Raw genomic sequence first — 295 nt, forward strand, 5'->3', positions numbered from 1 at the left:
AGACCAAGAATAGGTATAAGATCCAGTTCCTCCAGAAGGAGTTACAGTAGCTGTTCCGTTATTTGCCTGATTGCATAAAATATCTGTTTTGGCTATGGTTGCGGTAAGAACAGACGGTTCGGCAATAGTGACACTAGCTGTTGTTTCGCATAAGTTAGCATCTTTTATCGCAACCGTATAGGTTCCAGCAGTAAGGCCTGTTGCAGTTGCAGCGTTTCCTCCAGATGGAGACCAAGAATAGGTGTAAGTTCCTGTTCCTCCAGTGACATTTACTGTTGCAGACCCGTTAGATCCT

The 295-nt window shown here is 44.4% G+C and carries 1 protein-coding gene; it reads right to left on the reverse strand.

The window, feature by feature from the left end; translation table 11 throughout:
- Window positions 1-295 (reverse strand): SprB repeat-containing protein (locus DM397_RS00240; RefSeq protein WP_204251838.1); only part of this gene is annotated, 295 nt, incomplete at both ends.

The sequence above is a fragment of the Flavobacterium nitrogenifigens genome, from assembly GCF_003254565.1.
In the GTDB taxonomy this organism is placed as follows: Bacteria; Bacteroidota; Bacteroidia; order Flavobacteriales; family Flavobacteriaceae; genus Flavobacterium; species Flavobacterium nitrogenifigens.